Below are 21,388 nucleotides of genomic sequence, written 5' to 3'. Positions count from 1 at the left end.
ATATACGTGTTTTTCAGCCCGGCTTCATGAACAGGCTTTCATCGACGTGATCAATCTGCCCGGGCTGCAGGTGCTGGCGGGCATAGCGCTTGTATGTGCCTGAGCGGACAAAGAGCTCGAAAACCTCGCGGTCGATGTGCCCGTCTTCAACCATGCGGGCCATGATGGTAAGGGATTCGGTGAGGGGTTTGCCCTCTTTATAAGGGCGGTCTACGGCAGTCAGTGCCTCGAACACATCCGCCACCGCCATGATCCTCTCGGGAATGCCCATCTCGGCTGCTGTCAGGCCGTAGGGATAGCCCTGGCCGTCCATGCGCTCGTGGTGTGTGCCCGCCAGCTTCGGGACATTCGCCAGCCGGTCGGGCAGTGGCAGCGCGTCCAGCATGCAGATGGTCTGCACAATGTGTTCATTGATCTTGAAGCGCTCCTCATCCGTCAGCGTGCCCTTTGCCACTGTAAGGTTGTGCAGCTCGCCTTTGTTGTATGCGTGTTCCGGCAATTCCATGTCGAAGCCCCAGCGGTTCCTCGGGTCGTCTTTTCGAACCGGGGGAATGTGTTCGCCCCACGGCCGGAGATGTTCCGGTTTGTCGGCAAGCAACTGTTCGATGCAGGGCAGCGGTGGCTCTGGATGATTCCCGAGAGCATCTTTCTCGTCTGGCGAGAGGCCGAGTCGGTCACTGAAATGGCGCACCCAGGTTTGCTCGCCAATGCTGCGGATCTTCGCAATATTTTCTTCGGCCATGAACTCACCGCCCTGGTTAGCCGTTGCTATCAAACGGAATTCTTCCTGCAATCGGGCCTGGGTAGCCTGGCGTTCCTGGTCGGCGGCTGCTTCCTCGTCGCCTGAAAGCACGCGGTTCAGGTACCGGATCTCGGCATCCCGGTGCAGTACTTCGAAACGGGTGCGGATCTCGTGGATGCGGTTGTGAATGGTTTCCAGTTTGACCGCCTTGTCGACCACATACTCCGGACTGGTGATCTTTCCACAGTCGTGGAGCCAGGCGGCCAGATGGAATTCCTGCAGTTGCTCTTCGGTCATGGTGAACGAGTCAAAGGCCCGTTCGTTGCTGGCGATGGCTTCATCCACCAGCATCTGGGCCAGCTTCGGTACCCGCTCACAGTGGCCGCCGGTGTAGGGTGATTTTGCGTCAATGGCATTGGCCACCAGTCGGATGATGCCCTCGAGCAGTGCCTGCTGGCTTTCGATCAGTTCCCGGGTTTCGATGGCAACGGCGGCAGAGCCGGCAATTTCATCCACGAAGACGATCAGATCGTCACTCAACTGGGTGTGGTCGCCCACCTCCATCTCGATCGCCAGGACGCCGATCAGCTGTTTCCGACGGTTGCGAAGAACGGCGAACACCGGGTGCCCCGGGATGTGCTGCCGAAGCAAACGGATGATGTCGTTGTCATCGTGATTCGCTTGCACATTCGAGATGGTGTCCGGCAGTTGCAGATCCTGTTTGACAGCAAGAGAGAGCTGGTTCTTCTGGCTCGTGAACAGGTAAATACCGCCCCGCTCCTGTCCGACTATGTGGATAATCTGTTCGAGGATGTCCCGAAGCAGATGGTTCAGATCCTGGCCCCGGTTCAGCACGGTGGCGATGCTCTGGAAACTGCGGATGGTTTTCGCCATGTCGTCCAGCGCCACACTCAGTTGGCGTGCTTCGCGGATGTGCGAATCGGATCTGACCGGGGTGTCAAAGCGGAACCGCGACAACCGGCTCACCTGATCGGTCAGGTGCTCCAGTGGGCGACCTACCTGCCGCCCGAGGAACCATCCGATCACCAGCAACACAATAGCAATGAGTCCGGCGATAACCGTTTGTCTGGCCAATGCCGCCCAGACCTCGGCCAGCAGTTCGTCCGAGGGTATTGCCACGGCGATGGTCAGCCCCTCCTGTTCCAGTGCACCGAGGGGCTCGGTCATTGCATACCAGTCTTTTCCGTCAACGCTGAAGCTTGTGACAGAGCTGCCCTCCTTGCGATCCCCGACCCGATCCAGAGCTTTCGAAATCGCCGGTCCGGGCTCTTTTGCATCGCCCGAATCGGCCAGCACTTCCCGATCCCGGTTAACAATGGCTATACGCGTGTTCGGTGTCTGGCGGAGTTCTGCCAACTGGGTACTCAGATCTGTCACGGTCACATCGATGCCGAAAATCGTACCCTGCTCCCCGGTTTCTTCCGATGCCCGACGGGAAAGCGTGATGCCGGTTTCCCGGGTGGTAAAGAACGCGTAGGGCGCGGAAAGCTCTGTGGCATCCGATGCCTGGGCAGCATTGAACCAGGGCCGGGTACGCGGATCGTAGTTGTATTCTGGTACCGGGCGTTCTTCAATCACTTGCATGTCGGCATTGAAGAAATACCATTGACCCGGTGTTTGATTGCCCCCGTGGGTAATCGTCTGCAGCAGAAAACGGGTTTCGTCGGGGGCATCAGGAAACTGCAGTATTCCGGAACTGCGAACCTTGCGCAGGAGAACAAAGTCTCCGTTCTGGTAACCGGCATAAACGGCGCTGACAATGTCGCTGCTGGTGAGTATGTCGGCCAGAACCGGCAGCCGGTCAAGGCGCTGGGGCAGCGTATTGGCGCCTGCGAGGCTGTCGTGGCTAAGCACCGCAAGGGCGGTAGATGGTGGCGCGGTGATGGCCTGTATCCGGTCGTCAACACTGATCGCCAGTTGGCGGGCGGTGGCGCCAGCTGCGGACACCTTGGCTGCCTCCATGCCCCGGAAACTCTGACCGATCAGCACAATGGTGAGAACCAGCATGCCAAGGGTAATGGCCGATGCAATCAGAAGGGCCAGCGAAACCTGGGCCGACTGGCGTTTTCGATGCATGGATGATCCTTACGGGTGTAGATTGGCGTAAGACGGCAGGGTAAGACCTGCCTAGTGAAAGACTAGACGCTGCCCGGCACTTTTTCAGTTTTTTCAGGGGGAATCGGTAGTTATGACTCAGGACCTGTTTGGCGAACAGCCACCGGAACAGACAGTCGAGCCTCTGGCGGATGGCGCGGTGGTACTGCGGCAGTTCGCGCTCCCGAACGCCGAATCACTCATGGCCGGCATTGAAACGGTTACCTCAGAAGCGCCGTTCAGACACATGAAGACCCCCGGTGGCCATGCCATGTCTGCGGCCATGACCTGCTGCGGGGATCTTGGCTGGGTTACCGATAGACGGGGTTACCGGTATCAGGCGGAGGATCCGGAATCCGGCCGGCCTTGGCCCGCCATGCCTGCGGCTTTCCGGGAGCTGGCCAGAAGCGCCGCCGAAACCGCTGGTTTTGAGGGATTTGAACCGGACGCCTGTCTGATCAACCGATACCAACCCGGGGCAAAAATGGGGCTGCATCAGGACAAGGACGAGCAGGACTTCACGCAGCCCATCGTGTCGGTTTCTCTGGGCCTGCCGATGGTGTTCCAGTTTGGTGGTCTCAAACGCAGTGAACGCCCCATCCGCGTGCCACTTGCCCATGGTGACGTTGTGGTCTGGGGCGGCCCGGCCCGGATGCGTTATCACGGCGTGCTGACCCTCAAAGCTGGGGATCACCCGCTAACAGGCGGGTACCGTTACAATCTGACGTTCCGTCGGGCCAGGTAAGGGATTACTGCAGCCAGGCGACCAGAAGCCCGGCTGCCAGAGAGAGCACCATCGGCCCCCCTACCAGCAGTCCGATCTGGCGATTGCCGACAAACCCGGCCAGCGCCGATTTCACGAGGTTGTTGGTGGCAGCGGCGATCACAATGCCGATGACTGCTGTTCCCATGGCCAGGCTGTTGTTGGACATGCGGGTGAGGGAGAGGGTGATGGCATCCACGTCCGCGATACCGGAAGTGGCCGCGAGAAAATAGATGCCGGCATCACCCAGCCAGTTGCCCAGAAACTCGCCCAGCAGGAGGATGCCCGTTAACAATGCGCCAAAAACCAGGGCCGAGGTCAGATCCAGCGGGTTCTGGTTGAGCGATGGCTGGCTGACCTGGAGGTGTCGGTCGTTTTTTCGCCAGATAAAGAGCGCAGGGATATAGAGCAGGGCGGTCATCACGACCACAGGCCAGATCAGGCTTGGCAACAGAGCCGGATTGATCACAAGGCAATAGACCAAAATACGCGGGAACATGGTGCCGCAGGCAATCAGGATACCGGTGGCGAACTGGGCGTTGAGCTGCGGAGTTTTCGAGGCCTGGCGAGCGAAATGCAGTGTAAGAGCAGTGGAAGAGCTCAGCCCAGCGAACAAGCTGGTAAAAAGGATTCCCGTGCGGGTGCCGGCCACCCGTATGGCGAAATAGCCGACAAAGGAAATGGAGGCGATCATTACAACCATCCACCAGATTTCCCTGGGATTCAGAACGCCGCCGGGGCCCATCTTCTCGTTGGGGAGCAACGGCAGCATGACCACGGAAATCAGCAGGAGCTTGAGTCCGGCATCCAGTTCATGTTCCTTGAGCTTGTTGACCCAGCCGTGGATCTCTTCCTTGTTGTCGAGGATGATCGCGGTGACAACAGCCGCTGCGGTTGCAATGACCGGGTCCACTGCCACCGCCACCGCGCCGAAACAGAAGGTCAGAACCATGCCGACCATGCCGGTGATACTGAAGTTGCGGATATGCTCCAGCCGCTCGCTGTAAGCCACGATGGCCATGGCCACGACACTGACCAGAAGCACCGGAAACGCCCACTCCGTGATTTCCCGGGCCAGTAACGCGGAAATACCGCCAAGCAGGCCCACCAGAGCAAAGGTGCGGATACCGGCAATCCGCTCGCCGGATTTCTGATCCCGCGCGTCCCAGCCCCGCTCGAGGCCGATGATGGCGCCAAGCAGAAGAGCAACGGCGAGATTCAGGGTGGTCTGGTTTCCAGCGAGAAACTGGGCGGCAACGTCGTCCATGGGGCGATGCAAGCTCCTGTAAATCAATGATGTTCTGATAATAGCAGTAGAGGGCGCCGGTCGTTAGAGGTCTAAGAAGTTATCCCTAATCGCCTTACTTTCCGGGCAGGGGTCTGGTAAGCTTCGCGGCCCTGATTTTCGCAGTGAACTGATTTTCATCAACCGAGCAGCAAAAACGAAACCGTGACGATCCTTCCGCCCTAGCGCTCAGCTTCCTCTTCCTCTGGTTAATCCCCTGAGAAATATGTCTGTAGCCAACACCTGTCACGTTGGGTGCAATCGACGGTTTTGTCTCAGTTTTTATTGTCTCCCGCAATCTGGAACCCGACATTATGGTGAATTCCCTAAAGGCCAACTGGCTTTCGAACATTCGTGGCGATGTCCTCGCCGGTATTGTCGTGGCGCTGGCACTGATTCCGGAGGCCATCGCCTTCTCGATCATTGCCGGTGTCGATCCCAAAGTGGGTCTTTATGCCTCTTTCTGCATTGCAGTGATCATTGCCTTTGTGGGCGGCCGCCCCGGTATGATCTCGGCCGCCACGGCGGCCATGGCGGTGCTGATGGTAACGCTGGTTAAAGAACATGGTCTGCAGTATTTGCTAGCGGCGACCCTGCTTACCGGCGTGCTTCAGCTGATTGCCGGCTACCTGAAGCTCGGCAGTCTGATGCGCTTCGTGTCTCGCTCGGTGGTGACCGGTTTCGTTAACGCCCTCGCCATCCTCATCTTCATGGCCCAGTTGCCCGAACTGACCAACGTCACCTGGCACGTTTACGCAATGACAGCCGCGGGTCTGGGAATTATCTATCTGTTTCCCCTGCTACCCGTTGTGGGCAAGGTTCTGCCTTCGCCCCTGGTGTGCATCGTCGTTCTGACGGCCGTTGCCGTGGTTACCGGAATGGACATCCGGACGGTTGGGGACATGGGAGATCTGCCGGATACCCTGCCCGTATTCCTGTGGCCGGACGTGCCTCTGAACCTGGAAACCCTGATGATCATCCTGCCGTACTCGATTCCGCTGGCCATTGTGGGGCTGTTGGAATCCATGATGACGGCCACCATCGTGGACGACCTGACGGATACCACCAGTGACCGTAACCGGGAATGCAAGGGTCAGGGTATTGCCAACATCGGCTCCGGCCTGATCGGCGGTATGGCCGGCTGTGCCATGATCGGCCAGTCCATTATCAACGTGAAGTCCGGCGGCCGGACCCGGCTTTCCACTCTCACGGCTGGTCTTTTCCTGCTGGTCATGGTGCTGCTATTGGACAGCGTGTTGGTCCAGATCCCCATGGCAGCCCTCGTAGCGGTGATGATTATGGTGTCGATTGGTACCTTCTCCTGGGATTCGATTCGCAATCTGCGTGAGCATCCGCTTTCCACCAACATCGTGATGCTGGTAACCGTTATTGTTGTGGTCGCCACCCATAACCTGGCCTTCGGTGTTCTGGCCGGCGTGCTGCTGGCGGCGTTGTTCTTTGCCAACAAGGTGGGCCACTACATGCTGGTGACCTCCGAGCTGGATGAAACCACCGACACCCGCACCTACCGCGTTGTGGGTCAGGTGTTCTTCAGCTCCTCGGAAAAATTCATGGAATCCTTTGATTTCAAGGAAGCAGTCGATAATGTGGTGATCGACCTGAGTCGCGCGCATTTCTGGGATATCACCGCAGTGGGTGCCCTGGACAAGGCCGTGATCAAGTTCCGCCGTGAAGGCTCGGAGGTTGAGGTGATCGGGCTGAATGAAGCCAGTGCCACGATCGTTGACCGCTTTGGCGTGCACGACAAGCCGGACGCCGTTGACCAGCTGATGGGGCACTGACATGACACAGACCAGGGAATCCAACGGCGATCGCAGTCAGAATAAAAATCACAAGGATCATGAAGGCGAGGTTGAGATGTTACGAGTAGTTGCCTGTATTGATGGCTCCCAGGCCGCTCCCGCAGTTTGCGATTACGCCAGCTGGGCCAGCAAGCACATGGAAACGCCCATGATGCTGTTGCACGTGCTTGATGAAGAGCGTTACCCGGCAGAGCCGGATCTGGCCGGAAGCATCGGCCTTGGCAGTCGTGAACAGCTTCTGGAGGACCTCGCAGAGCTGGATCGAAAACGCGCCAAACTGGCTCTCGAACACGGGCATCACATGCTGGATGAAGCCCAAAAGCGGGTTGGCGAAGCTGGCATCTCAGACGTGGTGCAGAGACAGCGACATGGGGACCTGACCGAGTCCCTGCTGGCGCTGGAGAATCAGACCCGGCTGCTGGTCATGGGGCTGCACGGTGAGAGCAGCTCGGAGCGTGACACCCACATTGGCAGCCAGCTGGAGACGGTGATTCGCAGCATGCATCGCCCGATTCTCCTGGTGCCGGATGAGTACACCCAGCCTCGCAGTGCCATGCTGGCATTCGACGGCAGTGCCACGGCCTTCAAGGGTGTGGAATTGCTGGCCGGCAGCCCGGTTCTCAAAGGCATGCCACTGCATCTGGTGATGGTTGGAGCGGATACCAATGACCGTTGGGAGCAGCTCAAAAAAGCCGAGAAAGTGCTGGCGGGGCTGGAATCCGAGATCACTCTTGCGATCCGCGCCGGTGATGTGGAACCCACATTGCACGCCTACCAGGAAGAACATGATATCGACATTCTGGTGATGGGCGCCTACGGGCACTCCCGCATCCGTCAGTTCCTGGTGGGCAGTACAACGACCACCATGCTTAAAACCGCCAGGAAGCCCCTGGTGGTTCTTCGCTAAGCGTCGTTACCCGCCGCTACGCCGGACGCCCAGGCCCACTGGAAATTGTGGCCGCCCAGGTGTCCGGTGACATCCACCACCTCGCCGATAAAATATAGGTTTGGCCGTTCCAATACCGCCATGGTTTTGGAGGAGAGCTGGTGGGTGTCTACGCCACCGAGAGTGACCTCGGCTGTTCGATAGCCTTCGGTGCCAGACGGTTTAATTGACCACTGTCCCAGAGTGTCTGCCACCTGTTCAATATCGCTGTTCTTGTAGCCCTGCAACGGGCCGGTCCAGCCGTGGAGTTCGTTAAAGGCCTGGGCAAACCGTTTTGGCAGGTGCTGGGCCAGGTAGTGCCCAACGGTGGATTGTGGCCGGGTTTTCCGCAGATTCAAAAGGTCGTCCTTGATCTGACAGGCCGGCAGCAGGTTGATGGCCAGGCTGTCGCCCGGCTCCCAGAAACTGGAAATCTGGAGCATGGCCGGGCCGCTGAGCCCGCGATGGGTGACCAGCATGGGTTCCCGGAAATGCTGGTCGTGGCATTGCACATCGACAGGGCAGCTGACACCGGACAATGGCGCGAGCTGTTCCTTCAACTCCGGCTGCAGGGTAAAGGGCACCAGGCCAGCGCGGGTAGGAAGTATTTCAAGGCCGAACTGCTCGGCTACCCGGTAGCCAAACGCCGTGGCGCCCATGGTAGGAATCGACAGGCCTCCGGTAGCGATCACCAGGGATTCACAGGAGAGGTCACCGGAGCCGACGCGCAAGCGGTAGCCGCTGTCGGTTTCGGTGATGCGGTCGACCGCTGTCTTCATTCTCACGTCCGCGCCTGCCCACTCACATTCGGTCAGCAGCATGTTGAGGATGTCCTTGGCGCTGTCCTTGCAGAACAACTGGCCAGGGGCTTTTTCCTCATGCTCAATGCCGTGGCGGTCTACAAGTTCCAGAAAATCCTGGGGCGTGTAGCGCTTTAGCGCGGAAATGCAGTAGTGCGGGTTATCCGAGAGGAAGTTGGCCGGCGTACTGTTCAGGTTTGTGAAATTGCAGCGTCCGCCGCCGGACATCAGGATTTTCTTGCCGGGTTTATTGGCGTGGTCCAACACCAGCACGCTGCGGCCGCGATAGCCCGCAGTGGCCGCGCACATCAGGCCTGCTGCGCCAGCGCCGATAATAATGACATCGTAGTGTGAAGGCATGGGGTAACCACAAACCGGGTACGAACATTGAGTGGGCGAATTATACGGATATGGGGGGCTGGCGTCTGTGGTGCCGGGGTAACCACGTATGAAGTGGCGGGATGAGAAGGAGTCGGAGACCGGGCCCGTGGGGCCCGGTCTCCTGTGCAGTTACCCGTTTTTCAGGGTTTGCATGTCGATCACGAAGCGATACTTCACGTCGCCTTTTTTCATGCGCTCGTAGGCCTCGTTGAGGTTATGTATGTCGAGCATCTCGACGTCGCAGCTGATGTCGTGCTCTGCGCAGAAATCCAGAACTTCCTGGGTTTCCGGCATGCCACCGATCAGCGACCCGGCCAGAACGCGGCGCTTGAATACCAGGGCGCCAGCCTCTACCGGTGGCTCTACCGGCTCCAGCAGGCCAACCAGTATGTGAGTGCCATCGTGCTTCAGGCAGTTGAGGTAAGGGTTCAGATCGTGCTGGACCGGAACGGTGTCGAGCATGAAATCGAAGGTTTCAGCGGCTGCGTCCATCTGATCTTCATCGGTGGAAATCACTACATGATCGGCGCCCTGATTTTTTGCTTCGGGAACCTTGCTCTCAGAGCGGGTGAAAATGGTCACTTCCGCGCCAAGTGCCCTGGCGAATTTAACCCCCATGTGACCAAGGCCGCCCATGCCGATGACACCGACCTTGTGGCCGGCTTTGACGCCGTAATGGCGCAGCGGCGAGTAGGTGGTGATGCCGGCGCAAAGCAGAGGTGCAGCGGCCTTGATATCCAGCTTTTCCGGAATGCGAACGACAAACCGTTCGCTGACGGTAACACGCTCGGAATAGCCACCAAAGGTGATGGAGTGATCGTGGCGGTCCTGCCCGTTGTAGGTGGAGGTCATGCCTTCGCTGCAGTACTGCTCCAGACCTGCTTCACAAGCTGAGCAGGTACGGCAGGAATCCACCATGCATCCGACGCCGACGACATCGCCTACGTTAAAGCTTTTGACCTCGGCGCCAACGGCCGTGACCCGGCCCACAATTTCATGGCCGGGGACAACCGGGTACTCGGTGATCCCCCAGTCGTTCTGTGCAAAATGAATGTCGGTATGGCAGACCCCGCAGTAGTCGATCTCGATCGCAACATCATCGGGACGTGGCTCCCGGCGGTCTATGGTATGAGGTGCCATGCCGGACGTTGGTGACTGTGCTGCAAATGCTTTGGTCGCTGTCATCACTTCGCCTCTGTTTAAGAATTGAGGGTGAGTTTACGAAACTGACCGTCAGAGCTATCACCGGCGACCATGTCGGTTTTTTCATTTGCACTCTGCAAGTGTGCCTCACAAATGAATGGCGCCTTCCATAAAGAAGGCTGCCTGGCCGGCAATGTCGACGCGATCCCCCTTTAACTCGCAGCGAAGTACACCGCCCCGGGCAGAAATCTGCCGTGCCTCAAGCTCGGTTTTGCCCAGTTGTTCTGACCAGTAAGGCACCAGCACGCTGTGAATGGAACCGGTAACCGGGTCCTCATCAATGCCGGCGCCAGGCGCGAAATAGCGGCTGACAAAATCGCAGTTGTTGCCAGGTGCGGTGATGATCAGCCCCTGGTTGCCCAGTTGCTTTAATTTGCGCAGGTCCGGTTGCGCAGACCGCACAGCGTCTTCGTCCTTCAGGACCACCATGTAATTGGTGTCGTTAGGAACAAAAAACGCTGTATCAGGCGCGCTTTCCAGAGCTTCCCGAATCAGGGCCGGCGTGGGCTGTTCCTCGTAGGCCAGATTCGGGAAATCGAGTACCAGCCAGCCGTCGTCGGATTGCCGAACGGAGAGCAGGCCGGTTTTGGAGCGGAAACGGATTTGCTCTTTGTCCCAGCCGAGTTTGTTGAAGATGACCCAGGCGCTGGCCAGGGTGGCATGGCCGCACAGTGGCACCTCTGTGCCCGGAGTAAACCAGCGGATATGGAAATCCGCGTCTTCGCCGGCCTGAAGAGGCACGAAAAAGGCTGTTTCGGAGAGGTTGTTCTCCGCGGCAAGCGAGAGCATGAGGTTATCTGGCAGCCACTGGTCCAGCGGCATGACCGCGGCCGGGTTGCCACCGAACGCTTCGCTGGTGAACGCATCAACCTGATAGATGGGTAAAGTCACGGTCTCTTCTCCTATTAAAAGCGCTGGCCTGTTTGGAAATATCATCTGATTTCGAGCCTATTGTAGGAAAAGATCTGACTGCCGTAACAGATTCAGATAATCTGGTTTTGAACCGGTACAGAATGCACTTGGTGAGATCTGTACTGGTCATATCGGAAGCAATCTGTACTGCACCGAACAGCTCGGGTTCTGGTGCAATAGATCATTATCACGATGAAGCTTCGCAGGCGAGGGCGGGCAATGGGCATTCTCTACAACCAGGTCGCGGATCAGCTTCAGGGGCTGATTCATGAAGGTGTGTACCGGGACGGCGAACGGCTACCGGGCGTGCGACAGTTGAGCCGGCAGTTCGGCGTTAGCATCTCGACCATCCTCCAGGCACACCAGACGCTGGAGGCGCGGGGTTTTCTGCAGGCCCGTGAACGTAGCGGCTACTTCGTACGGCTGCCCACTGTGGACGCCCCCGAGCCTGTTATGCGCCGACACCGAAGCCGTCCGGTTCCAGTCAGTGCCAGGGAGATGACCCTGGACCTGTGCGCCGACGAACAGAAGCGCATGGTGCCGCTGGCCACGGCGATCCCTCATCCGGATTACCTGCCGCTCCGCCAGATCCAGCACAGCACGCTTTGGGCGGCACGCCGGGGCCTGGAAACCCTGGACTATGCCTTTCCCGGCAAGGAATCGTTCCGGCGGCAGATCGCCCAGCGGATGGCGACCCTGGGGGTGCCGATAACGCCGGATGACGTGCTGGCCACCAACGGTGCCCAGGAGGCGATCATACTGGCGCTGAGGGCGGTAACCCAGCCCGGAGATATTGTGGCCGTGGAATCGCCGTCTTTCCCCGGCATTCTTCAGGCTCTGGAAGTGGTCGGGCTGAAGGTCATTGAAATTCCAACGCATCCTTCCGAGGGTCTGAGCCTTGAAGGCCTGCAACTGGCCCTGGAACAGTGGCCCCTCAAAGCCTGTGTGGTCGTGACCAATCACAGCAACCCCCTGGGTGCGCAAATGTCCGACGAGCGCAAGAAGCAGCTGGTCTCCATGCTGGCGGCAGCGGCTGTTCCGCTGATCGAGGACGACATCTACGGCGACCTTCATCACACCGGGGACCGGCCGAAACCGGCCAAGGCCTTTGATCGGGCGGACAATGTGATTTATTGCAGTTCGTTTTCGAAGACTATTTCACCGGGCCTCCGGCTGGGCTGGATGGTGCCGGGGCGTTACATGGCCAGCGCCAGGCAGCACAAGTACTTCGTGAACCTGGCCACGTCTTCGATTCCCCAGATGGCGGTCGCGCATTTTCTGGAACAGGGTGGTTATGATCGCTATCTGCGGTCAGCGCGCCAGCATTATCGTGAGTCCACGGAGCGGATGCGAACTGCCGTGGCCCGGGGTTTCCCTGAGGGTACCGCCGTGAGCCGTCCCCAGGGCGGCTTTGTGCTTTGGGTTCAGTTACCCGACGGTGTTTCCGGCACCGAGGTTTACCACAAGGCGAGGGCGGAGGATATCAACGTGGCGCCGGGGCTGATGTTCTCAACCGCCGACAAATACGACAATTGCCTGAGGCTGAACAGCGCCAACCCCTGGAGTGAGCGCATCGAGCATGCCGTGGCCAGGCTGGGAGTGCTGGCGCACGACGTCCAGTCTGCGGCGCGTTAGTGCCGCTCAGTCCTTCTCGCCACGCAGGTCCAGCGGGTCGAGGAGGCCGGCGGCAATGGCGGTGCCGGTCACATCCGGCAGGCGATCGGCGCCCAGGCGTTTCATGACTCGTGCCCGGTAGAGATCAATCGTCTTGACACTGACATCCAGCTGTTCTGCGATCTCCCGGCTCGTGTAGCCCTGGGCCAGTGGCAGGAACACATCCCGTTCACGGCGGGTGAGAGTGGCCAGCAGGGCTTCGGTCGCCTCATCGCCCTGCATCTGTGGAGCGGACTGCTGATGTTCCTGCAGCGCCTGTTGGACGCTGTCGAGGAGCAGTTGTTCATTGAAAGGCTTCTCGATGAAATCGAAGGCCCCGGACTTGAACGCCCTTACCACAATGGGAACGTCGGCGTGCCCGGAGACAAAGATAATCGGCAGGTCCAGCCCCCGTTTCTGAAGCTCCTCCTGAACGTTCAGGCCGCCCAGCCCGGGCATCCGCACATCGAGAACCACGCAGCCCGCTTTCTTGTTGCCAACCGCATCCAGGAATTTCCGGCCGTCGCTGTAGGCTTCCACGTTCAAGCCGACCGATTCCAGCAACCACTGGGTGGATTCCAGCATGCCGGCGTCGTCGTCAACCACATAGACGGTGGTGGCTTCCGGTGTCGCTTGATCACTCATCTGGCTGCATCTCCGTGTTCGGGTTTCTGTTCTTATAGCCCGGGCTGGCCGGGAAACGGCAGATCAGGGAGAGTCCGCCCGTTGCTGCCGGCCTGGCGTCCAGGAAGCCTCCAAAGCCTTCGATAATCGAACGGCTCATCGAGAGCCCCAGGCCAAGCCCCTGGGGCTTGCTGGTATAGAACGGCTGGAACATCTGGCGAATGCCTTGCGCGTCGAGCCCCGGGCCCTCGTCGATGACCTCAATCAGGGTTTCGTTCTGATCGTTAATGCAGGTCGTTATGGCAATCTGCGAGTGTGGGCCCGGGTTATCCTCACCGCGAGCCTCGACAGTGGCTTCGATACCGTTACGGATCAGATTGATCAGCACCTGTTCCAGCAGCACCGGGTCGGCGGTGATGACGGGCGCGCAACAGGCCAGATTCTCGCGGATCTGCACCTTGTTTTTCTCGGCCTCCCACTGGCAAAGGCGGGCGACATTGCTGACGACTTCGTTCAGCGCGATTGGTGCGGTGCGCTTCTGGCCTTTGCGTAAGAAGGCTCGCAAACGTTTGATGACCTCCGAGGCCCGGTTGGCATGGTGAACAATCTTCTGGAGGCCGTCGTCCACTCGGTCGAGGCACTCGGGATTGGTTCGGGCGCTCTTAAGATAGCGCTGGCTGGCGCTGGCAAAGTTAACGATGGTGGCCAGGGGCTGGTTCATCTCGTGGGCAATGCTTGAAGCAAGCTCCCCCAGAGTGGCAAGCCTGGCTGTGTGGGCGAGTTCGTCGGCCAGCCTCCGGTTGTTCTCCTCGGATTCTACCCGGGCGGTGATATCCCGGGATACGCTGATGACCTCAATGACGGCGCCAGTGTAGGTTTCCCGAATGGCCCTGCTGGCAATCTCGAACCAGCGGCGGGAACCGTCCCGGTGAATGATCTCCAGGGTCATGGTGGCGTAGCCGTCATCCCGTAGTTGGTTGCGGGTTTCGGCCAGCTTATGAACCACCTGATCGCCCCGGAATATCTCTTCCAGGGGCTTACCCCTCAGTTCTTCCGGCCAGTAGCCCAGCAGCCGCCAGGATGCGGGCGTGGCATCGATAAACCGTCCGTCCGGGGCATGGCGGGATATGAGGTCGGTGGTGTTCTCGGTAATCAGCCGGTAGAGACGGTTGGAGCGGGTCGCTTCTTCCCGGTTGATGATTTCGTCTGTAGCGTCTCTGGCCCGCGCCAGAACCGTCGAGCTCCCGATATCGGGCACGAACGTCCACACCAGGAAACGCTCGGTGGTGTCTGCCGGGATTCTGGCTTCCACATTCTCGATCGATCGTTCCTGGTCCAGGGACGACTTCACGAGCGCCTGAACGTTGATCGGCAGCAGATGGAACAGCGAGGTCAGGTTGGCGTTCTGGCAGAGATGAAGGCTGGCCAGGTTGCCCTCCAGAACGCTGCCTGTCGCATCCAGGATCAACCCGGGTTGCGGGTCGGCGTCATGCAAACTAAATACACTTGGAGTGGAAAAATCGTTCATGGCTTATCGTTATAGTAAATTAACTATAATACGTTAGTATAGTTTCTAGTGTTTTTGCTATCCAATACTATTCTGACCAGCCCGAAGTATAGCTAGTTTAGCGATATTCCTGAATACGCCATAAGAACAACAGTACTCAAGAGGACCACGCAATGACCTCGATATTTGATCAAGGCCTGGCGCCCGTAGACGCCAACTACGCCGTTCAATCTCCCGTCGATTTTATCGAACGCACAGCTGCCGTATACCCGGAGTACCCCGCCGTCATTCACGGGGCGATCCGTTACACCTGGGCGCAGACCTACGAGCGCTGCCGCCGCCTTGCCTCAGCCCTCAAAGGGCGCGGCATCGGACGTGGTGATACCGTTGCCGTCATGCTTCCGAATATTCCCGCGATGGTGGAAGCCCATTTCGGGGTGCCCATGATCGGTGCGGTGCTGAACACACTGAACGTTCGCCTGGACGCTGAGGCCATCGCCTTCATGCTGGAGCACGGTGAGGCCAAGGTTGTGATTGCAGACCGGGAGTTCGGTGAGGTGATCAAGGACGCCGTCAGCCGGCTGGACACCAAGCCGCTGGTGATCGATGTGGACGACCCCGAGTATGGTGAGGGTGTTCAGGTCAGCGATCTGGATTACGAGGCGTTCCTGCAGGAGGGCGATCCGGCATTCCAGTGGAGCTTCCCGGAGAACGAGTGGGATGCCATCTCGCTGAATTACACCTCCGGCACTACCGGCAATCCAAAAGGTGTGGTCTATCACCACCGCGGCGCCTACATCAACGCTATCGGCAACCAGACTGTCTGGTCCATGGATATGCACCCGGTCTATCTGTGGACTCTGCCGATGTTCCACTGCAATGGCTGGTGTTTTCCCTGGACCATCACCGCCATGGCCGGTACTCATGTTTGCCTGCGCCGCGTTGATCCGGAGAAGATCCTGCAACTGATCCGTGATCACCAGGTCACCCACATGTGTGGCGCCCCGATTGTTCTTAACGCGTTGCTGAACGTGCCGGAATCCGCCAAGGCCGGCATCGATCACGACGTGAAGTCCATGACAGCCGGCGCGGCACCCCCCGCCCAGGTTATTGGTGCCATCGAGGAAATGGGCATCCAGGTGACTCACGTTTACGGCCTGACCGAAGTCTATGGTCCGGTAACCGTTTGTGCCTGGAAATCCGAGTGGGATTCGCTGCCACTGCATGACCGTGCCCGAAAGAAGGCCCGTCAGGGCGTTCGCTATCATACTCTGGCAGGCACGATGGTCGGCGACCCGAACACCATGGAGCCAGTGCCCAAAGATGGCAAAACCATCGGTGAGATTTTCCTGCGCGGCAATACGGTGATGAAGGGCTACCTGAAGAACCCCAAAGCCACCGAAGAGGCCTTCCGGGGTGGCTGGTTCCACACTGGCGACCTGGCGGTATGGCACGAAGACGGCTACATGGAGATCAAGGACCGGCTGAAGGACATCATCATCTCCGGTGGTGAGAACATTTCCACCATTGAGGTTGAGGATACCCTATACCGCCATCCGGCTGTGCTTGAGGCGGCTGTGGTTGCCCGGCCTGACGAGAAGTGGGGCGAAACTCCCTGCGCCTTTGTGACCCTGAAGCCGGAAGCCGGTGAAGTCAGCGAGGAAGACATCATCAACTTCTGTCGCGAGCATCTGGCCCGGTTCAAGGTGCCGAAGACCATCGTTTTCTCGGAACTGCCCAAAACCTCCACGGGCAAGATCCAGAAGTTTGTGCTGAGGGACCAGGCCAAAGAACTGGACTGATTCCCCGATTGGCTGCGCCGGCCCCGGCGCAGCCAAATTAAACCCGAAAAAACAACGCTGTCAGGCACACGCGCCGCGTGAGCCCGGAGACCTTTTTATGCAAATGTTTCACCGAAAGAACGGGGAAGAGCAGCCGTTCTGGCCGGCCGGTCCGTTCAAGGTTCGTCTGCCGTTCGTTCATTACCGCTGGGAGTTCGCGGAGATGGTGCAGGCACTGATCATGTTCGTGGTCAGCCTGGCCATGATTCCCCTTCTTGAGAAATATCTGGGTGTGCCCTACGACGTGGCTCTGGCTTATGTGGTGATCTGTGGTATCGGTTTCATGCTGCCGGCACTGCTGGGTGTTCCCCTCGTGCCGGGCTGGATTACGCCAGGGATTCCTGTGGTTCTGCTGTTCCTGAGTGACTATGAGCCGGGCCCCGAGGCGATTCAGGCGCTGTTCGCGCTGCAGTTCCTGGTGTTCATTATCTTCCTGGTTCTGGGTATTACCCGCCTGGGCAGCAAACTGGTGGAGCTGATTCCCCGTTCCATGAAAGGCGGGATTATCATCGGTGCCGGTATCGCCGCCCTGATGGGTGAGATTGAGGCAGGCGGCCGTCTCGCCAACACGCCGATCTCCCTGATCATCGGTGGCCTGGTGTGCCTCTACCTGATGTTCTCGGTATCGTTCAAAGGTTTTGTGGAAAGCAATTCAATCGCCCGCAAGATTGCCAACTACGGCATGGTGCCGGGCATGGTGATTGCGATCCTGGTTGGCTTTGCCACTGGCGAATACGAGGTGCCCAATGTGGAGTGGGGCATCACCAAACCCGCGTTTGATGAGCTGTGGAACTACCTGCCGTTCGCCGTCGGATTCCCGGATGCCAACGTCTTCCTGTACGCCATTCCCACGGCGGTGATCGCCTACGTGATTGCCTTCGGCGATATCGTGGTCGGCCAGTCATTGATGAACCGCGTTGATCATCTGCGCAAAGACGAAGATATCGATAACAGCATCGACCGGGTGCATCTGGTAACCGCTATCCGCAATGGTGGCCACGCGTTCTTCGCACCCTATCCGGGGCTGGCGGGCCCGATCTGGACGGCTGTCACTGCCACCATGGCCGAGCGCTACAAGTACGGTCGTAACGCCATGGACTCCATCTACAGTGGCGGCGGTACTTTCTGGATTACGGGTTTTATTGCCCTTTTCGTTCTGCCGCTGGTGAGCTTCTTTCAACCGGTGCTGCCGATTGCCCTGTCACTGACACTGCTGCTGACCGGCTATATCTGCCTGATGGTAGGGCTGGAGCAGCTGGAGAATAACACCGAGCGTGGCATTGCCGGCACCATGGGCGTTGTTCTGGCCGTCTATGGCGCTGGCTGGGGCCTGGCCACCGGCGCCGTCCTCTATTTCCTGATTGAGCGAACCAAATTGCTTGGCTTTACCGCCGACCCGGAAGCCCCGGGCGTGAAAGCCGCGGAAGAGCACTAAACCTGCGTCTTCCGGCTCTGCACCGGAAGGCGTTGACCCCCTGTGTGTCCTTGGGAGGCCTCGTGCCTCCCTTTTTTATGCCTGAATTTTCCCTGAACATGGTCGTTGACAGATTGTCATTTCGTGACAATTTGTCTGATTTTTCCGCCTGAAGTATTCCTTCCGCGCGGTTTCCGGGTTTAAACTGCCAGGACTGATGAATTTTTGTCCGCTGTTCACTACTGATAACAACACTACAAAAACAGGAGGCAGTCATGACCATCAGCTCCACGCCCGAGGGTGTGTCTGTCGAGCCGAGACATTTGCGGTTCGATGTCAGCGAGGATCTGAAAACGCTCTGGCATGGCAATGATGCTTTCCGGACTGCGTTCTTCAACGCCCTTTCCCTGCAGTTCCCTGATGGCGAGCAGCAGTTCATTAATGCGGTACGGCTCTATCGGGACAAGATCGAAGATCCAAAGCTGAAGGCGGAGATCCGCGGATTTATTGGCCAGGAAGCCCTGCACAGCAGGGAGCACAAGGATTATAACGAAGCCCTTAAGGCCCGGGGCTACGATATTGATGCTCTGGACCAACGGTTCCGCAAGCATATGGAGTGGGTGGGTAAACTGCCGCCAAGCCGCCAACTGGCAGGTACCTGTGGGGCCGAGCATTACACCGCCGTCCTGGCCAACGCCATCCTGAGCCACCCGGAGTGGATGGAAGGCGCTACGCCGGCCATGGCGAAGCTCTGGCGCTGGCATGCGATTGAGGAAACCGAACACAAATCCGTCGCCTTTGATGTTTACCGGGAATGTGTCGGTAATGAACGGCTTCGCCGGATCGTTTTCCTTTTTGTCACCTGGAATTTCTTCAAGTACACCTTTCTGAATACCTGTAGCCTGTTGAAGGCTGATGGCAAACTCTGGAACTTGGGCACCTGGGTTGGCGGGCTTAATTTTCTCTGGGGTAAGCCCGGAGTGCTCCGCAAGTGTCTGCCGGAATTCCTGGCGTATTTCCGTAAAGGCTTTCACCCCTGGCAGCAGGACAACCGCGAGCTGCTCGAGCAGAATCTTCGTGAGCTGAATCTGACATCGGTTGCACGATAGGGCGGGCCGGGTTGCTGAAATTCTGATCGCGGTGTGTAAAACTGGGCGGCATAAAGAATAACGACAATAAAGGGGGCTTCCGGTCGAGAAGCTGCCCGGAGCTGGAGGCCCACCATGCGAGTTGGTTTGATCGTCGATTCTGCGTGCGATTTACCCTATGAGTTCAGTCGCAAGCACGACCTGTTCGTCCTGCCGGTAACCGCTGTAATCGATGGCCAGACCTATATAGACAAGCATGATCCGGTTCGGACCCAGGAGTTTTATCAGAGCGGCCTGTTACAGAAAGGACATCAGGCGGAAACCCGCGCCTTCACCGCAGAGCAGATCCACGACCTGTTCATGGAGAAGATTGTCACTCAGTTCGATGTTGCTATCTGTGAGACCGTCACGAAATCCCGAAGCCTGATTTTCCAGAATGCCACCGAGGCTATGAACAGCGTCCTGGCGAATTACGAAGGTGCCCGGGAGGCCGCCGGTCGTGATGGCCGGTTCTTTATGCGGGTGATCGACAGCAAACAGATTTTTGCCGGCCAGGGCCTGCTGGCAGCTCACACCCTCAAGCTGATTGACCAGAAAGTGTCCAAGAATGCCCTGCGCCATGAGGTGGAAACCTTTAGCGACAAGATCTATACCTGCGTGATTCCGAGGGATCTGCACTACATCCGTGAACGGGCGAGGCGTCGTGGTGACAAGAGTGTGTCGGCGCTGGTTGCCTTCCTTGGCAAAGCACTGAACATTACGCCGGTTATCTTTGGGCAGGGGGCTGAAGGCCAGCCTGCGGCCAAAACCCGTAGTTTCGATGTGGCCGTCGAAAAGGTGATGAACTATGCCGCTGCCCGTGTCGAAGCCGGGCTTCTGACACCCTATGTGAGCCTCTCCTGTGGTCTGACCTGGACCGAGATCGAGGATTTGCCGGGTCTCAATCGACTGCGCGATGCTTGCGAACGCAATGGTGTGGAACTGCTGCTCTCCCAGATGGGGATTACCAGCAGCATCTACGTTGGCCCCGGCAGTCTTTGTCTTGCACTTGCTTCGGAACCCCATACCTTCAACGATTTTCAGTAACTCCTTCTCAGAGTGCGTCGCTGAACCAAACTGGCCCGGCCGCGCCTTCCCACCTGTAGTTTTGGCAAACCTGCCAGCGTTTGGTTCGTGTTAGCCTCTGGCCTTTGTGTTTCATTTCAACAACAGGACAACTGACGCCATGACCAAAGGCAAAACGGATCTCGCCGACCAACTGCTTGAGCAGCATGTGAAACATGAGCTGGCTTCGCTAAAGGGTGCAAAGCTGCGCAAGTTCCTGGGGCAGGAACTGGATGAGCTTTGGCATTATGCCGGCGAGATAACCCTTGGCCGGATAACCTCGGAAGAGCAGGTGATGGGCGTTATCCAGCGTATCGTTATGGATATGGAACTGGATGCCGGCATTCCGGAACTGGCCGCGGAGATGGCCACCGAGGTCCTCAATGCCGATGTGCAATCAGAGACCACCCTGGGCGAGATCATCACCCGCGAACAGGCCACGGGCTTTCTGGAAGAAACTCTGGAACTCCGGCAACAGCGGGAACGGGTAATCAGCGAGATCATGGCCCACCCGGTCTATCAGGAGCTGGTGTCCAATGTGGTTTACCACGGCCTGGTGAACTACCTGTACGAGGACAACCTGATCACCAAGTCCGTACCGGGCGTTGGCTCGATGATGAAGTTCGGCAAGCGCATGGCCAACAGGGCCGTTCCGGGACTGGATGAAACCTTTGAGCGGCGACTGAAGGCCTGGCTGTCGGACAGCCTGCCCGGTCTGATCAGCCGCAGTGAGCAGTTCCTGCACAGTGCTCTGTCTGATGACGAGCTGCGGGACAGCGTGATGGCCGCCTGGGTATCGCTGGAAGACCGCACTATTGAGGAGCTTCGCGAGGGCCTCGGGGAGGTGGAGCTTCAGGAGTTTGTCGTGCTCGGTTATGAGTTCTGGTTGCAGTTCCGGAAAACTCCTTACTTTGAGGGCTGCGCGAGGGCCGTGGTTTCCTACCTGTTCGTGAAATATGGTGACCGCCCTCTCACGGACCTGCTGGGCGATATGGGTGTGAGCCGAGAAGTCGTCATGGCAGAGATTGATGCCTACGCAATTCCGGTTATAGACGTGTTACGTGAAGAGGGCTATGTTGAGGCCCTGATTCGTCGGCGGCTTGCGCCATTTTACAAGTCCGCCGCCGCGCGTAAGATTCTCCAGCAGGAGGCCTGAGTCTGAGATTGTCGGCAGGGCCCCGGGGAAGGTTTCGTTCAGGATTTTGAGA

Annotated in this window: 16 protein-coding genes; 9 read left to right on the top strand and 7 right to left on the bottom strand. The window is 58.4% G+C overall.

The features are described from left to right. Nucleotides 1-13: 13 nt before the first annotated feature. Entirely contained in the window at nt 14-2,839 is a 2,826-nt protein-coding gene (locus tag J3362_RS16510) for an HD domain-containing phosphohydrolase (RefSeq protein WP_349521199.1), read from the bottom strand. A 112-nt stretch (nt 2,840-2,951) separates the two neighbouring features. Here J3362_RS16510 and alkB point away from each other — a divergent pair, with 112 nt between their 5' ends. Continuing rightward, nucleotides 2,952-3,602, top strand: a complete 651-nt coding sequence (gene alkB / locus J3362_RS16505) for a DNA oxidative demethylase AlkB (RefSeq protein ID WP_349521197.1) — start codon at nt 2,952-2,954, stop codon at nt 3,600-3,602. Nucleotides 3,603-3,606: 4 nt separating this feature from the next. On the opposite strand, the gene J3362_RS16500 is transcribed toward alkB, so the two are convergent. Beyond that, on the bottom strand, nt 3,607-4,887 hold the full coding sequence (locus tag J3362_RS16500; RefSeq protein WP_349521195.1) for an MgtC/SapB family protein: 1,281 nt from the start codon (nt 4,885-4,887) through the stop codon (nt 3,607-3,609). A gap of 332 nt (nt 4,888-5,219) precedes the next feature. On the opposite strand from J3362_RS16500, the gene J3362_RS16495 reads away from it, so the two are divergent. Then, a complete protein-coding gene (locus tag J3362_RS16495; RefSeq protein ID WP_349521193.1) occupies nt 5,220-6,707 on the top strand; it encodes a SulP family inorganic anion transporter in 1,488 nt (495 codons plus the stop codon). 1 nt (nt 6,708) lies between these two features. Next, on the top strand, nt 6,709-7,635 hold the full coding sequence (locus J3362_RS16490; RefSeq protein ID WP_502882444.1) for a universal stress protein: 927 nt from the start codon (nt 6,709-6,711) through the stop codon (nt 7,633-7,635). On the opposite strand, the gene J3362_RS16485 is transcribed toward J3362_RS16490, so the two are convergent. The 3 genes from J3362_RS16485 to J3362_RS16475 all read right to left on the bottom strand — a co-directional run bounded on the left by J3362_RS16485 (nt 7,632) and on the right by J3362_RS16475 (nt 10,928). Further along, nucleotides 7,632-8,813 carry a BaiN/RdsA family NAD(P)/FAD-dependent oxidoreductase gene (locus J3362_RS16485; RefSeq protein WP_349521191.1) on the bottom strand — a complete coding sequence of 394 codons (1,182 nt, stop codon included), beginning with the start codon at nt 8,811-8,813 and terminating at the stop codon, nt 7,632-7,634. The two genes, J3362_RS16490 and J3362_RS16485, sit on opposite strands and share 4 nt — an antisense overlap. Before the next feature lie 150 nt (nt 8,814-8,963). Further along, nucleotides 8,964-10,019 (bottom strand): NAD(P)-dependent alcohol dehydrogenase, encoded by a 1,056-nt coding sequence (locus J3362_RS16480; RefSeq protein ID WP_349521189.1) that lies wholly within the window; start codon nt 10,017-10,019, stop codon nt 8,964-8,966. A 105-nt stretch (nt 10,020-10,124) separates the two neighbouring features. Further along, entirely contained in the window at nt 10,125-10,928 is an 804-nt protein-coding gene (locus J3362_RS16475; RefSeq protein WP_349521187.1) for a PhzF family phenazine biosynthesis protein, read from the bottom strand. A gap of 240 nt (nt 10,929-11,168) precedes the next feature. Here J3362_RS16475 and J3362_RS16470 point away from each other — a divergent pair, with 240 nt between their 5' ends. Further along, nucleotides 11,169-12,584: an aminotransferase-like domain-containing protein gene (locus J3362_RS16470; protein ID WP_349521185.1), complete on the top strand. Its 1,416-nt coding sequence runs from the start codon at nt 11,169-11,171 to the stop codon at nt 12,582-12,584. A 6-nt stretch (nt 12,585-12,590) separates the two neighbouring features. On the opposite strand, the gene J3362_RS16465 is transcribed toward J3362_RS16470, so the two are convergent. Both J3362_RS16465 and J3362_RS16460 read right to left on the bottom strand, forming a co-directional pair. Continuing rightward, entirely contained in the window at nt 12,591-13,247 is a 657-nt protein-coding gene (locus tag J3362_RS16465) for a response regulator transcription factor (RefSeq protein WP_349521183.1), read from the bottom strand. After that, entirely contained in the window at nt 13,240-14,754 is a 1,515-nt protein-coding gene (locus J3362_RS16460; protein ID WP_349521181.1) for a PAS domain-containing sensor histidine kinase, read from the bottom strand. The genes J3362_RS16465 and J3362_RS16460 overlap by 8 nt, the downstream gene beginning before the upstream one ends. Nucleotides 14,755-14,906: 152 nt before the next feature. On the opposite strand from J3362_RS16460, the gene J3362_RS16455 reads away from it, so the two are divergent. The 5 genes from J3362_RS16455 (at nt 14,907) to J3362_RS16435 (ending at nt 21,336) form a co-directional block, all read left to right on the top strand. Continuing rightward, nucleotides 14,907-16,535 carry an acyl-CoA synthetase gene (locus tag J3362_RS16455; protein ID WP_349521179.1) on the top strand — a complete coding sequence of 543 codons (1,629 nt, stop codon included), beginning with the start codon at nt 14,907-14,909 and terminating at the stop codon, nt 16,533-16,535. 97 nt (nt 16,536-16,632) lie between these two features. Then, nucleotides 16,633-18,009 (top strand): solute carrier family 23 protein, encoded by a 1,377-nt coding sequence (locus tag J3362_RS16450; RefSeq protein WP_349521177.1) that lies wholly within the window; start codon nt 16,633-16,635, stop codon nt 18,007-18,009. A 254-nt stretch (nt 18,010-18,263) separates the two neighbouring features. Beyond that, nucleotides 18,264-19,097, top strand: coding sequence for a metal-dependent hydrolase (locus tag J3362_RS16445; RefSeq protein WP_349521175.1), 834 nt, complete (start codon nt 18,264-18,266; stop codon nt 19,095-19,097). A 114-nt stretch (nt 19,098-19,211) separates the two neighbouring features. Then, nucleotides 19,212-20,162, top strand: a complete 951-nt coding sequence (locus tag J3362_RS16440; RefSeq protein WP_349521173.1) for a DegV family protein — start codon at nt 19,212-19,214, stop codon at nt 20,160-20,162. 139 nt (nt 20,163-20,301) lie between these two features. Beyond that, a complete protein-coding gene (locus tag J3362_RS16435) occupies nt 20,302-21,336 on the top strand; it encodes a hypothetical protein (RefSeq protein ID WP_349521171.1) in 1,035 nt (344 codons plus the stop codon). Nucleotides 21,337-21,388: the final 52 nt, after the last annotated feature.

It is taken from the genome of Marinobacter sp. NFXS11 (genome assembly GCF_040148675.1).
Classification (GTDB): Bacteria; Pseudomonadota; Gammaproteobacteria; order Pseudomonadales; family Oleiphilaceae; genus Marinobacter.
The sequence above is the reverse complement of the archived record's forward strand: the minus strand, read 5'-3'. Positions and strand labels throughout refer to the sequence as shown.